The following is a 13,008-nucleotide window of genomic DNA, read 5'->3' as shown; positions in this document are numbered from 1 at the left end:
CCACATTGATCAGGGAGCGTAACCAGTGGGGATGCGGCCCACCGCAAGAATGCCGAAGCTGACACGACGCAGCCGGATTCTGATCATGATCGCGCTCGGCGTGATCGCGCTGCTGCTGGCCGGCCCGCGGCTGATCGACGCGTACGTCGACTGGTTGTGGTTCGGCGAACTCGGGTACCGCTCGGTGTTCACCACCGTCCTGTGGACCCGCATCGTGGTGTTTCTGATCGCGGGCCTGGTCGTCGGCGGCATCGTGTTCGGCGGCCTCGCGCTGGCCTACCGCTCACGCCCGGTCTTCGTCCCGAGCAACGACAACGACCCGGTGGCCCGGTATCGCGCCGTGGTGATGACGCGGCTGCGGTTGGTGGCCATCGGTGTCCCGACGGCGATCGGCTTGTTGGCCGGGGTGGTCGCGCAGAGCTACTGGGTGCGCATCCAGTTGTTCCTGCACGGTGGCGACTTCGGCATCAAAGATCCGCAGTTCGGCAAGGACCTCGGCTTCTACGCGTTCGAGTTGCCGTTTTACCGGCTGGTGCTCAGCTACCTGTTCGTGTCGGTTTTCTTGGCTTTCTTGGCGAACCTGTTGGCGCACTACATCTTTGGCGGCATCCGGTTGTCCGGTCGCACCGGTGCGCTGAGTCGCTCCGCCCGGATTCAGTTGATCAGCCTGGTCGGCACGCTGGTTCTGCTCAAGGCCGTCGCCTACTGGCTGGACCGTTACGAGTTGTTGTCGCACACCCGCGGCGGTAAGCCGTTCACCGGCGCCGGCTACACAGACATCAACGCGGTGTTGCCGGCGAAGCTGATCCTGATGGCGATCGCGATCATCTGCGCCGCGGCCGTGTTTTCCGCGATCACGCTGAAGGACCTGCGGATCCCTGCCATCGGGCTGGTGTTGTTGCTGCTGTCGTCGCTGATCGTGGGCGCCGGGTGGCCGCTGATCGTCGAGCAGATCAGCGTGCGACCCAATGCCGCGCAGAAGGAAAGCGAATACATCAGCCGAAGCATCACCGCGACGCGGCAGGCGTACGGACTCACCTCCGACGTGGTGACCTACCGCAACTACAGCGGCGACAGCCAGGCCACCGCCCAGCAAGTCGCCGCCGACCGCGCGACGACCTCCAACATCCGGCTGCTGGACCCGACAATCATCAGCCCGGCATTCACCCAGTTCCAGCAGGGCAAGAACTTCTATTACTTCCCCGATCAGCTCTCGATTGACCGCTACCTGGACCGCAACGGCGCGCTGCGCGACTACGTGGTCGCGGCCCGAGAACTCAACCCCGACAGGCTGATCGACAACCAGCGCGACTGGATCAACCGGCACACCGTCTTCACCCACGGCAACGGATTCATCGCGTCGCCGGCCAACACGGTGCGCGGTATCGCCAACGATCCCACCCAAAACGGGGGCTATCCGGAGTTTCTGGTCAACGTCGTCGGAGCCAACGGCGGCGTGGTCTCCGAGGGACCGGCACCGCTGGATCAGCCCCGCATCTATTTCGGCCCGGTCATCTCCAATGCGTCCGCCGACTATGCGATCGTCGGCAAGAACGGGCCCGACCGTGAATACGACTACGAGACCAACACCGAAACCAAGAATTACACCTACACCGGCCTCGGTGGGGTCCCGATCGGCGACTGGTTGTCGCGCAGCGTGTTCGCCGCCAAGTTCGCCGAACGAAATTTCTTGTTCTCCAACGTCATCGGCAGCAACAGCAAGATCCTGTTCAACCGGGATCCGGCGGCCCGGGTGGAGGCCGTGGCGCCGTGGCTGACCACCGACAGCGCCGTATACCCGGCGATCGTCAACAAGCGCCTGGTGTGGATCATCGACGGCTACACCACGCTGGACAACTACCCGTATTCGGAACTGACGTCCCTGGAATCCGCGACCGCGGATTCCACCGAGGTCGCCTTCAACAAGCTCGGTCCGGACAAGCAGGTCTCCTACATCCGTAACTCGGTGAAGGCAACGGTCGACGCGTACGACGGGACCGTGACGCTCTACCAACAGGACGAGCAGGATCCGGTGCTCAAGGCCTGGATGAAAATTTTCCCGGGGACGGTCAAACCCAAGAGCGACATCACCCCCGAACTTGCCGAGCACCTGCGCTATCCCGAGGACCTGTTCAAGGTGCAACGGATGCTGCTGGCGAAATATCACGTCAACGACCCGGTGACGTTCTTTTCCACGTCGGACTTCTGGGACGTGCCGCTCGATCCGAACCCCACCGCCAGCAGCTATCAGCCGCCGTATTACATCGTCGCGAAAAACATTGCAAAGAACGACAATACGTCGTCGTATCAATTGACGAGCGCGATGAACCGATTCAAGCGCGACTATCTGGCCGCCTACATCAGCGCCAGTTCCGACCCCGCGACGTACGGCAAGATCACGGTGCTCACCATTCCCGGCCAGGTCAACGGGCCGAAGCTGGCCAATAATGCGATCACCACCGACCCGGCGGTCTCTCAGGACCTCGGTGTGATCGGGCGTGACAACCAGAACCGGATACGGTGGGGCAACCTGCTGACGTTGCCGGTAGCGCAGGGCGGGTTGCTCTACGTCGAACCCGTGTACGCCTCCCCGGGAGCCAGCGACGCCGCGTCGTCGTACCCACGGTTGATCCGGGTGGCGATGATGTACAACGACAAGATCGGTTACGGCCCCACGGTCGGAGATGCGCTGACCGGATTGTTCGGGCCCGGGGCCGGGGCGGCCGCCACCGGAATCGTGCCCACCGATGCCGGCGCACCGGCGAATCCGCCCGCCAGTCCGCCGCCGCCGGCCGCGGCGCCGGGCAATGCGCCACCACCGGCGGCGGCACCGCCGGCTCCCGACGGGGCCACTACGTTGTCGCCTGCGAAAGCCGCAGCGCTGCAAGATATTCAGACGGCGATCAACGCCGCGCGGGACGCGCAGAAGAAGGGTGATTTCGCCGGCTATGGGGCGGCACTGCAACGGCTCGACGACGCGATCAACAAGTACAACAACACCAAGTAGGCCGCCCGCAGTTCAATCAGGTGAGGATTTGTCGACGGTAGGCGGTCGGTGTCACTCCGAGGCGTCGGCGCATCACTACGGCAAAATGTTGAGAACTGGCGAATCCGCATTGGTGTGCGATCTCGGTGATCTTCAGCGCGGGGTTGGCAAGCAATTCGCATGCCCGGGTGAGACGCCGGTTCATCAGCCACCGGTGCGGTGTCTCGCCCGTGCCCTGGCGGAACAGTTCCGTCACTCGTCCCGCCGACAACCCCACCACGCCGGCGATCTCCTCGAGGCCCACGTCGGCCGATAGGTGAGCCTCCAGATAGTCGATTGCCCGGCGTAACCGCCAATCGCGATAGCTCAGAGCACTTTTCCCGCTGGAGGCGACCGATCCGGAAACGCTCGAATGCTGCCGCAACAGGCGAACGGCGAGTTGATTGCCCAGCGACTCGATCATCATCCGCGAGCACCCGTCGCGTTGCCTCAACTCGCGAACGATGCCCCGGCAGATGTCCTCGACGAGCGGACTCCAAGAACACATCGGATCGATCAGCGTGACGGTCCGCCCCGCCTTGATCGCTCCACTCTCGACGGCGATGCGCTCGATCATGGCGTGCGGGACGTACACGTGCAGATAGCTAAACGGCCGCTCTGATTGGAAGATTCCTCTGGGTTCTTCGCCGGCGACGACGATGTTCATGTGAAGAGGCGGGTGTGCCCGGCTCCATTTGCGGCGACCGTTGCCGAAATACGTGTGGTGATGCTGCCCGCTTATCGGAATCGAGACCAGGTCCGTGTTTTCGACCGCGGGACCGCGTAGCTCGTACACGGGGGCGTCGGCGAAGTTCCAGATGGCTGCCGAAAGCGTGCCGCTCGACGCCGTCATGCGTTCTGCGGGTGCGAAACCGAGCCAATATGACACGTTTTCGGGCGTTGTGAATACCGGCGCCTGCATACGGCGGTGCTCGGCCGGACTGGTGCCGCGCTTGAGCCCGGGTGCTCGTGCAACCACTCGCACAGTGTCCGACCTGAGATGAATTGGCGGCCAGTGAAAATCGGACGCGTTGCCCACAAAAACCGACATGCATCGAACGCCAACCAAGGCAACCGAACCCGAAGTGTGTTTCATGCACACCCCGGACGCCTCAGGTACACCGATGACTTCGATTTCGCGTAGACCGAACTGACGAAGGCCCGCCTCATCGAAGAAGGAAGCGCATTGTGTCCGAATCCAGCTCAACCGCAGTGGTTCTCGGGGCCAGCATCGCGGGGTTATTGGTCGCCCGGGTGTTGAGCGACTTCTATAGCGAGGTCACCGTGGTGGAGCGGGACGCCTTGTCCGATCAGCCGGTTACCCGCCGCGGTGTGCCGCAAGGCGTCATGCCCCACATTCCGGCGGCCCGTGGCATGCGGATCATGGATGAGTTGTTCCCGAAATTTCTCGACGAGTTGGTTGTCGCCGGCGCCAGGATCTGGAACGACGGTGACCTCTCGCGACTGTGCGTCACGTTCAACGGCCACCAGTTCCAACGAGTGCGGACAATTCCCGACCCTGGGCGGCTCGCCATGTACTTCGTGCACCGGCCGTTCCTGGAGTGGCGGCTGCGCCGCAGGGTGGTGGCCCTGCCCAACGTCGAGATTCGCGACGGCCACGACGCGGTGCGACTGGCCTCAACCGCCCGGCGCGACCGGGTGACCGGAGTCGTGGTGGCTCATCGGGATTCCGGCACGGAGGCGACGTTGACAAGCGATCTCGTCGTCGACGCAACCGGCCGCGGCTCACGGACACCGGTATTCCTCGAACAGCTCGGCTTTCGGCGTCCGAAGGAAAGCGAGCTGACGGTGCATGTCACCTACGCCGGGTTGCCGGTCCGGCTACCCCCCCGGTGCGCTGCGCGAATTCATCGCGTTTGCCGCGCCGCAACCAGCCCGTCCGCGTGGGTACGCGATGTTCGCCGGTCAAGACGACACCTACATGCTCGCCGTGCAAACCGTGGCGGGGGGCCGTGCACCTTCCGATCACCCATCGTTGCTGAACTACCTGAGCGAGTTGGCGCCCCCCGCACGTGCTGGCTGCCGCGCGGTGCGCTCAACCACTGGCGGATGTCGCCCAGTACCGATTTCGGTCCAACCGGTGGCGTCGCTACGACAAACTGACCGCGCTGCCTGACGGGCTCATTGTCATCGGCGACGCGTTGTGTAATTTCAATCCGCTTTACGGGCAAGGTATGTCGGTCGCCGCTATCGAGGCGCTGGTGTTACGAGATTGTCTTAGCCAAGGCCGTGCGGGGCTAGGGCCACGGTATTTCTGCCACTCGGCCAGACAGATCGGTGTGGCGTGGCGTGCGGCGGTGAGTTCGGACCTGGCGTTGCCGCAAATACCGGGCAAGCGGTCGGCCTCCATCCGTCTCACCAATGCCTACCTGGACCGGGTGCTGGCGGCAGCCGAGGTCGATCCCGCGCTGATTCAGCAATTTCTGCTTTCACTCAACATGATTGAGCCGCCTTCTCGGTTGTTGCGGCCCGCGGTGGTCGCCCGGGTGATCAACGCATCGCGGCGGAGAACGGCTGATTCCCATGCTTAAGGTGGGACTGATCGAGCAGCCGCTGCACACCCGCTACGTACCGGCGGCGCTGATCGGCCTGGGTTATCTGACCGCGATCGGTACCGGGGCAGACTCGTACTGGGTGCCCGACCACATCAACTCGCTGTTTCCCCCGGCAGTGATGACGGCCAAGTACGTCGGGACCGCGCGACTGGTCTCGGACATCGAGGCCCATTACGACCCCTGGACGGTACTGGGACATCTGGTCGCCCGAAACCGCTGGGGCAGACGTCGACTTGGCATTGGGGTGACCGATACCGGCCGTCGCAACCCCGCCGTGATCGCCCAGGCGGCCGCCACATTGCATCTGCTCACGCGCGGACGGACGATCCTCGGAATCAGGACGGTCGCACGAGCGAGTAACGAACCCTACGGCGTGGACTGGTCAAAGCCGGTGGCGCGCTTCGAAGAAGCCGTCGCGACCATTCGAGCGCTGTGGAATTCCGGCGGCGAACTGGTTACCTGGGACTCGCCATTCTTCCCGCTGCACAACGCGGCGTTCAGGTTGCCTCCCTATCGAGGGACGTGGCCGAGGATGTGGATTGCGTCCCACGGACCGCGTATGTTGCGCGTGACGGGGCGCTACGCGGACGGATGGTTCCCGGCCGCCTTCCATTACCGACCGAAGGACTATGCCGGTGGCCTGCAATCGGTGCGCTCCGCGGCCAGCGACGCCGGACGGGATCCCCTCTCGGTAACCGCCGCCGGTATGTTTTTCGTCTTGACCGGCCACCGCCGCGACCACATCGACGAGGCACTGGACTCGCCTCCCATCAAGGCGATTGCGCTGAACACATCCGCACGCGTGTGGGCCCGCCACGGCGTGAGTCACCCGCTGGGCGAGCACTTCACCGGCGCCCAGGACATCATCCCGCAGGTGTTCGACGAACAGACGGTGCTGTCGCTGACCGCCGACGTGCCGAGGTCGCTGCTGCGAAAGACGCTTCTCACCGGAACCCCGGCCGAGATTGTCGACCAGGTCGCCGAATGGCGGGACCACGGCCTGCAATACGTGGTATTGAGCAATCTCAGCGGTATCCAGCGCAGCCTGCGCCGAGGACTTTCGGCGAACCTTCCGTTCGGCCGCATCCTGCACGGGCTGCGCAAACTATGAATAGCGACACCGCCCAGCCTCTGACATACGTGCTCATCCCCGGGGCTTGGCAGGGGGCATGGTCGTGGTGGCCGGTCGCCAAACGGCTTCGCGCCCAAGGGCATCGGGCCGTTCCCCTGACATTGCCGGGACTGCACCACGGCGACGACCCGGCCGGTCATCGCCTTCGCGACGCGGTCGACTACATCGTCAGCGAGGTTCACCGACTCGGATGCGACAACGTGTGCCTGATCGCGCACAGCTGGGGCGGCTATCCCGCCACCGGCGCAGCGCATCTGCTTGCGGACGCCGTGCGCAAGGTTATCTACTTCAACGCCCACGTGCCCGTTGGCGGCGCCGGGTTGGCGGATGAAAACCCGCCTCACATACGGGAACTGATGCTCCGGCTGATCGACGAATCTCCGGACGGCGCGATTGCGCCGATGCCCGGGTACGTCGAGCAGAAATTGATGCAGGGCGTCTCGTCGCCGCTGCAGAGACTGGTAGCGGAACTGCAGACACCGCACCCTGGACGATACTTCCTCGATGCCCCCGACGTCGGCGGGGCGGAACTCGGGGTTGTCAGTGCCTACGTGGCCGGCGACAGTGATCGTGCGCTTCCCCGACCGGCCGCGGAATACGCCGGGAGGCTGGGGGTTCGGCCCACGGTGGTGCCCGGTACCCATAACTGCATTCTGACTCACCCCGATGAAGCGGCTGCGGCGATTCTGGCCACCTGAATGCCCTCGGCCGCAGCGACTTTCATGCGCAGGCGCTGCGGAACCGGTCCCGGTAGGCTTTCGGGCTGATGCCCAGGTGCTGGACGAACACCCGGCGCAGCGTTTCGATGCTGCCGAACCCCGCCAGGTGTGCGGCCTCGGTGACGGTCCGGCCGGATTCCAGTCCGGCCCGGGCGAAGTCGACTCGTACCAATTCGACGTAGCGGGCCGGGGTCATGCCGAGTTCGGACTGAAACAGCCGGGTCAGTTGTCGGGTGCTCAGCGACGCCCGGGCCGCAAGCTTTTTCACGCTGTGATCGGACGCGGGGTCGGCCGTGATCGCTTCGGTCACCGTCCGCAACGGCGAGCCCGGCGGTGGGTCGGCCTCGACGAGCACCGAGAACTGCGACTGGCCGCCCGCGCGTTTGAGGTAGACGACCAACCAGCGCGCCACCTCGCGGACCAGTTTGGAGCCATAGTCCATTTCCACCAGCGCCAGCGCCAGGTCGATGCCCGACGAAATGCCGGCCGAGGTGAACACGTCGTCGTCCCGGATGAAGATGGCGTCCGGCTCCACCGTGGTGTCCGGGAAGGCCCGGGCCAGCAACCGCGTGTCATGCCAGTGCGTGGTGGCGCGGCGGCCGTGCAGCAAGCCGGCTTGCGCGAGCAGGAAGGACCCCGTGCATACGGAGGCCACCCTTCGGGATCGCGCCGACAGTGCCCCGATGGCCGCGACGAGTGCCGGGTCGAGCGGACGCGCCGGCAGGGCGTCGCTCCCGGCGACCAGGACGGTGTCGGCGGCCTCGATGGATGAGATGCTGTCGGTGACGCCCAGCGCGGTCCCGAGCGAGGTCGTCACGTCGCGCCCGTCCAGCGACGCGATTTTGAGCTGGTAATCGGCGCCGAACCGGTTGGCTTCGACGAAGACTTCACCCACTCCGGCGACGTCCAACAACGTCACTTCGTCGTACACGACGATGACCACCACTCGTGACCGCGCTGCAGCTTCAACCACGAACTCATTGTGTCGCTTTTTGTGGAAAAGACGACCGGAACGACATGCGTCGGACGGTATGAGCGGCCGCACACTGGCTACCAGGCCCAACCAGGAGGCGCACCGATGACCGCTCAATCCGTCGAGACCATCGCCGGCATCGCCATACCCGAGACTTCGCTGGTACGCGAGATCACGGCCCACATCCGCGAGGCGGAGGACGACTTGCTCTTCAACCACTCGCGCCGGGTGTTCCTGTTTGGCGCATTGCAGGGCCGCCGCCGCGGGCTCGAGCCGAATCTGGAACTGCTCTACGCCGGGGCGATGTTTCACGATCTTGGCCTGACCGAGCGGTACCGCAGCTCGACACTGCGCTTCGAGGTCGACGGCGCAAATGCGGCGCGAAACTTCTTGTTGGAGCACGACGTTGCTCAAGCCGACGCCGACAAGGTGTGGTTGAGCATCGCCTTGCACACCACGCCCGGCATCCCCGAGTTTCTGGCGCCGGAGGTGGCTTTGGTCACTGCCGGGGTGGAAACAGACGTGCTGGGCATCGAGCGTGACGCCCTGCCGCCCGAAGCGCTCGCCGCGGTCACCGCCGCGCACCCGCGCCCACATTTCAAGCAGCGCATCCTGGCCGCGTTCAACGACGGCATGAAACACCGCCCGCACAGCACGTTCGGCACCGTCAACGACGACGTGCTCGCGCACTTTGACCCGTCGTTCGTCCGCGACAATTTCGTCGACTTCATCCTGAACAACACGTGGCCCGAGTAGATGGAAGAAATGGCGAAATGGATATCTACGAAGCGCTTTACACCACCAGGATGATGCGGCGGTTGCGGCCGGACCCGATCCCGCTAAAGGCGCAGGCCCGCATCCTCGATGCCGCTGTGCGCGCCCCGAACGGGGGTAACACCCAGCGCTGGCACTTCGTCGCCGTTGACGATCGGGACCTGATCCGCCGGTTCGCCGCGCTGTTCCGTCAGGGCCGCGCTTTGGAATTCGCGAAGTTCGCGTCCGGCGCCGGGCCCATGGCCGCGCCGGCACCCGGCGCCGACACGGCAGCTCACGCCGAGACGATGCACCGCATGAAGGGATCCGGTGACTACCTGGCCGACCATTTCGAAGAAGTTCCCTTGTTGCTCTTTGTCTTTGCCATCGATGATCTCGGCGGCGCCAACATCTACCCGGCGATCTGGAGTGCGTTGCTTGCCGCCCGAGCCGAGGGGGTTGGCGGGGTCATGACGATGGTGCTTCGCAACTTCGCGGACGAGGTGAACGAGCTGGTGGGTGTTCCGGTCGAGCAAGGCTGGAAGATGTCGGCCATGCTGGCCCTCGGCTATCCGCTGGGCAGGTGGGGGGTCGCGGCCAATCGGCGTCCCGTGCATGAGGTTTCATCTCGTAACGGCTGGGGCAAGCCGTTCGGGGTCGAGGTGCCGCAGCCACTGTGGCCGTCGCAGAAAGCCTCGACCGGGAGCGCAAATGAGTGACCTAAAGCCGATCGGGGTTTCGGTGGTGCAGCCCGGCGAGGGGGACTATGTGGCCATCCCGGGCTTCGGGGCGGCCTTCAAGCTCTCCGCCGCGAACAACAATGGCGAGGTGTCCATCGTGGAGCATCCGTTCGAGGTCGGCTTCATCTCCGCGGCGCACCGGCACACCCGTGAGGACGAGCACTCGTTCGTGTTGGCGGGCGAGATCGGCTTCCGATCCGATGACAGTGAGGTGGTGCTCGGGCCGGGCGGTTACATCACCAAGCCGCGCGGGCAGATGCATGCGATGTGGAATGCCGGCACCGTGCCGGGCCGCATCATCGAGATCATCACGCCGGGCGGGTTCGAGAATTACTTCCGGGAGCTCGGCGAGTTGTTGTCCGAGCACACCGGAGACCGGTCCGGACGGCCGCTGCATGAGCTGCCCGAGTTCGGCGAACTCGCCGACAAGTACGGCCTGACCTACGGGTCACCGGCGTGGATGGACGACGTCGCGCGCCGTTACGGGCTGCAACCACCCACCCATTGATCCGGCCAAAACCCCCGCTGAGCGTGCGATTTGGTCGGCTCGACACAGGTTCGGTAACCTGGGATTCACCAACGCGGGGTGGAGCAGCTCGGTAGCTCGCTGGGCTCATAACCCAGAGGTCGCAGGTTCGAATCCTGTCCCCGCTACGAATGCGGTGTCGCAAGACCCCGGAATAGCCCTGAACCTACGTGAGGTTCAGGGTTTTTTCCGTGTGGGCCTTCAGTAGTTCCTGGCGGGGCGAGGGTTCGGCAACGGGCCACCCCGAGCGTGCCTAGTCGACTACTTGACTGGCGTCGGCGACTCCCGTTGGCTGTGCGGCCGGTTTCTATGCCTTGGGTATGAGGCTCTCGACGCCGTTTGAGAACGACAATCGTTTTCAATTATGTTCGGTGAGTCCGTAGCCCGCTAACGCCGAGGAGGTGCCGATCCCGATGGCACCTACCTGGCTGGCCTTCCCGCCGGAGGTGCATTCGGCGTTGCTGAGCAGCGGACCGGGCCCGGGATCGCTGTTCGCCGCGGCCGCGGCGTGGAGCGCGATGAGCACCGAATACCATGCGGCGGCAGCAGAACTCGCCGCCCTGGTGGCCTCGGCGCAGGCCGACGCATGGCAGGGGCACGCTGCAGAGTCCTACGCCACCGCGCACGCCCCGTACCTGGCGTGGTTGGCTCAGGCCGGCGCCCGAAGCGCCGCGGCGGCCGCGCAGCACGAGGCGGCGGGCACGGCCTACACCTGCGCGCTCGCTGCGATGCCGACGCTCGCGGAGCTGGCGGCCAACCACGCGGCCCACAGCGCGCTGGTCGCGACGAATTTCTTTGGCGTCAACACGATTCCGATCGCCGTGAACGAGGCCGACTATGCCCGGATGTGGGTGCAGGCCGCCGGCACCATGGCGACATATGACGCCGTCGCCACGGCGGCCCTAGCGGCCACGCCGCGGGCCGAGCCGGTGCCGCAGATCTTGAGATTCGACGCCGCACCCGAACACGAACACGAACACGAGGACGACGACCACCACGATCACGAGCACGGATTCGACAGCCCGCTCAATCGGTTGGTCGCGCAGATTCTGCGCCTGTTCGGTATCGAATGGGATCCGGTCGAGGGGACGCTCAACGGCCTGCCGTACGAGGCCTACTCCAATCCGGGCGACCTGCTCTGGTGGGTGGCACGGGCGCTGGAACTGTTCTCGGACTTCCAACAATTCGGGTCGCTGTTGCAGGAAAACCCGGCGGCCGCGTTTCAGTTCATCACCAACCTCATGCTGTTCGACTGGCCGACGCATCTGGCCCAACTCGGCAGCTGGCTGCCGCTGCAGCCGCAGCTGTTCCTGGTTCCGGCGCTGCTGGCCGTGGCCCCGCTCGGCGCGCTGGGTGGCTTAGCGGGCCTGGCCGCGCTGGCGCCCTCCGCGGCGCCCTTGGCTCCGCCGCCCCCGCCCGCTGCGGCGGCGGCGAGCCTGCCAGCCGCGCCCGGTTTGGCGTCGATCACCGCGCCGGGCGCGGCTCCCGCGTCGGCGCCGGCATCCACCCCGACCGCTTCGGCGAGCACCGGGTCCAGTGCGGCCGCGCCGGCGTCACCCGCCGGGCCCGGTTTCGCGCCGCCCTACGCCATCGCGCCGCCGGGCGTCGGGTTCGGCTCAGGCCTGAGCGGCAGTGCGGCAGCGAAAAGGAAAGCGCCGGAACTGGATTCGTCCGCTGCGGTAACCGGCGCGGCGGCACGAGAGGCGGCGCGTGCCTGGCGGCGCCGTAAAGCGCGGCAGCGCGGGCATGGCGAGGAGTATCTGGACATAACTGTCGGCGTCGACCCCGACTGGCAAGAGACAGCGGTGACGGCCTCCGATCACGGCGCCGGGAAGCAGGGCTTTGTCGGCACCGCTCCAACGCGACCCGCCACGGCCGCGGGTCTGACCACCCTCGCCGGTGACGAGTTCGGTGGCGGGCCCAGCCTGCCGATGGTCCCTGGCACTTGGGACCCGGAGAACGGCGCGGGCTGACACTCCCGGGGTAGGCGTCGCGCCTATCGGGGGAGGACGGCCTCGATGGCGTCGATGACCTCGGGTGCGTCGGGCTCGGTGCGGGGCCGGAACCGGTTGGCTACGGCACCGTCCGGGGCGAGCAGGAACTTTTCGAAGTTCCACTGAACGTCGCCGGCGGCGCCTTCGGCGTCGGCGGTCTTGGTCAGCTCGGCGTACAACGGATGGCGGCCGGCGCCGTTGACGTCGGTCTTGGCCAGCAACGGGAACGTGACCCCGTAGGTCGTCGAGCAGAACCCCTGGATTTCCTCCGCGGTGCCCGGCTCCTGGCCCATGAACTGGTTGCACGGGACGCCGACGACCGTCAGACCGCGGTCGCGGTAGTCCTTGGCCAGTTTCTCCAGTGCCGTGTACTGCGGCGTCAGCCCGCATTTGGAGGCGACGTTCACCACCAGCGTTGCGCCCTCGGACAATTCGGCCACGGTAGTCGGCCGGCCATCGAGAGTGGTCAGGGGAAGGTTTTTCAGCGTCACGCGTTTCTCCTATGTCAAGTCGCTGCCGTTTGGCAAGGCTGTGTTCGGGTGTGGTGGTCGGTGTGGAGGTGGCCGAAGA

General features: G+C 65.6%; 12 protein-coding genes and 1 tRNA gene. 10 read left to right on the top strand and 3 right to left on the bottom strand.

The window, feature by feature from the left end; all coding sequences use genetic code 11:
* Positions 1-25 precede the first annotated feature (25 nt).
* Positions 26-3,007, top strand: a complete 2,982-nt coding sequence (locus AWC25_RS23725; protein WP_069402474.1) for a UPF0182 family protein — start codon at positions 26-28, stop codon at positions 3,005-3,007.
* A gap of 16 nt (positions 3,008-3,023) precedes the next feature.
* Here the strand turns inward: AWC25_RS23725 and AWC25_RS23720 are convergent, their stop codons facing one another.
* Positions 3,024-3,878: an AraC family transcriptional regulator gene (locus tag AWC25_RS23720; protein ID WP_244899600.1), complete on the bottom strand. Its 855-nt coding sequence runs from the start codon at positions 3,876-3,878 to the stop codon at positions 3,024-3,026.
* Between the two features lie 335 nt (positions 3,879-4,213).
* Between AWC25_RS23720 and AWC25_RS23715 the strand changes: the two genes are divergently transcribed.
* The 4 genes from AWC25_RS23715 to AWC25_RS23705 all read left to right on the top strand — a co-directional run bounded on the left by AWC25_RS23715 (position 4,214) and on the right by AWC25_RS23705 (position 7,431).
* The gene (locus tag AWC25_RS23715) at positions 4,214-5,149 is read left to right on the top strand and encodes an FAD-dependent oxidoreductase (protein ID WP_158089783.1); all 936 of its coding nucleotides are present in this window, start codon (positions 4,214-4,216) and stop codon (positions 5,147-5,149) included.
* 194 nt (positions 5,150-5,343) lie between these two features.
* Complete coding sequence (locus AWC25_RS26925; RefSeq protein ID WP_211281074.1) at positions 5,344-5,577, top strand: hypothetical protein; 234 nt, start codon at positions 5,344-5,346, stop codon at positions 5,575-5,577.
* On the top strand, positions 5,564-6,712 hold the full coding sequence (locus AWC25_RS23710; protein WP_372513597.1) for an LLM class flavin-dependent oxidoreductase: 1,149 nt from the start codon (positions 5,564-5,566) through the stop codon (positions 6,710-6,712). Before AWC25_RS26925 ends, AWC25_RS23710 begins: the two co-directional genes overlap by 14 nt.
* Positions 6,709-7,431: an alpha/beta fold hydrolase gene (locus AWC25_RS23705; RefSeq protein ID WP_244899599.1), complete on the top strand. Its 723-nt coding sequence runs from the start codon at positions 6,709-6,711 to the stop codon at positions 7,429-7,431. Before AWC25_RS23710 ends, AWC25_RS23705 begins: the two co-directional genes overlap by 4 nt.
* Before the next feature lie 22 nt (positions 7,432-7,453).
* Here the strand turns inward: AWC25_RS23705 and AWC25_RS23700 are convergent, their stop codons facing one another.
* Positions 7,454-8,425, bottom strand: coding sequence for a GlxA family transcriptional regulator (locus AWC25_RS23700; RefSeq protein ID WP_244899598.1), 972 nt, complete (start codon positions 8,423-8,425; stop codon positions 7,454-7,456).
* 105 nt (positions 8,426-8,530) lie between these two features.
* Between AWC25_RS23700 and AWC25_RS23695 the strand changes: the two genes are divergently transcribed.
* From AWC25_RS23695 to AWC25_RS23675, 5 genes are all read left to right on the top strand, one after another.
* The gene (locus AWC25_RS23695; protein ID WP_069400279.1) at positions 8,531-9,181 is read left to right on the top strand and encodes an HD domain-containing protein; all 651 of its coding nucleotides are present in this window, start codon (positions 8,531-8,533) and stop codon (positions 9,179-9,181) included.
* A gap of 17 nt (positions 9,182-9,198) precedes the next feature.
* Positions 9,199-9,897 (top strand): nitroreductase family protein, encoded by a 699-nt coding sequence (locus tag AWC25_RS23690; RefSeq protein ID WP_069400278.1) that lies wholly within the window; start codon positions 9,199-9,201, stop codon positions 9,895-9,897.
* Positions 9,890-10,426: a cupin domain-containing protein gene (locus AWC25_RS23685; RefSeq protein WP_069400277.1), complete on the top strand. Its 537-nt coding sequence runs from the start codon at positions 9,890-9,892 to the stop codon at positions 10,424-10,426. Before AWC25_RS23690 ends, AWC25_RS23685 begins: the two co-directional genes overlap by 8 nt.
* Before the next feature lie 72 nt (positions 10,427-10,498).
* A tRNA-Met gene (locus tag AWC25_RS23680) sits at positions 10,499-10,572 on the top strand.
* A 285-nt stretch (positions 10,573-10,857) separates the two neighbouring features.
* Positions 10,858-12,417 (top strand): PPE family protein, encoded by a 1,560-nt coding sequence (locus tag AWC25_RS23675; RefSeq protein ID WP_085167955.1) that lies wholly within the window; start codon positions 10,858-10,860, stop codon positions 12,415-12,417.
* 23 nt (positions 12,418-12,440) lie between these two features.
* Here AWC25_RS23675 and AWC25_RS23670 read toward each other — a convergent pair whose 3' ends face one another.
* Positions 12,441-12,929 carry a glutathione peroxidase gene (locus AWC25_RS23670; protein ID WP_069400267.1) on the bottom strand — a complete coding sequence of 163 codons (489 nt, stop codon included), beginning with the start codon at positions 12,927-12,929 and terminating at the stop codon, positions 12,441-12,443.
* Positions 12,930-13,008 lie beyond the last annotated feature (79 nt).

This window comes from Mycobacterium sherrisii, assembly GCF_002102355.1.
Lineage (GTDB): Bacteria > Actinomycetota > Actinomycetes > Mycobacteriales > Mycobacteriaceae > Mycobacterium > Mycobacterium sherrisii.
Note: the sequence above shows the minus strand (reverse complement) of the source record. Positions and strands in the feature narration are given on the sequence as shown.

Coding starts and splice junctions, on each gene's coding strand:
- AWC25_RS23720 (WP_244899600.1), bottom strand. CDS start 3,878: ATGACGGCGTCGAGCGGCACGCTTTCGGCAGCCATCTGGAACTTCGCC.
- AWC25_RS23705 (WP_244899599.1), top strand. CDS start 6,709: ATGAATAGCGACACCGCCCAGCCTCTGACATACGTGCTCATCCCCGGG.
- AWC25_RS23690 (WP_069400278.1), top strand. CDS start 9,199: ATGGATATCTACGAAGCGCTTTACACCACCAGGATGATGCGGCGGTTG.
- AWC25_RS23685 (WP_069400277.1), top strand. CDS start 9,890: ATGAGTGACCTAAAGCCGATCGGGGTTTCGGTGGTGCAGCCCGGCGAG.
- AWC25_RS23675 (WP_085167955.1), top strand. CDS start 10,858: ATGGCACCTACCTGGCTGGCCTTCCCGCCGGAGGTGCATTCGGCGTTG.
- AWC25_RS23695 (WP_069400279.1), top strand. CDS start 8,531: ATGACCGCTCAATCCGTCGAGACCATCGCCGGCATCGCCATACCCGAG.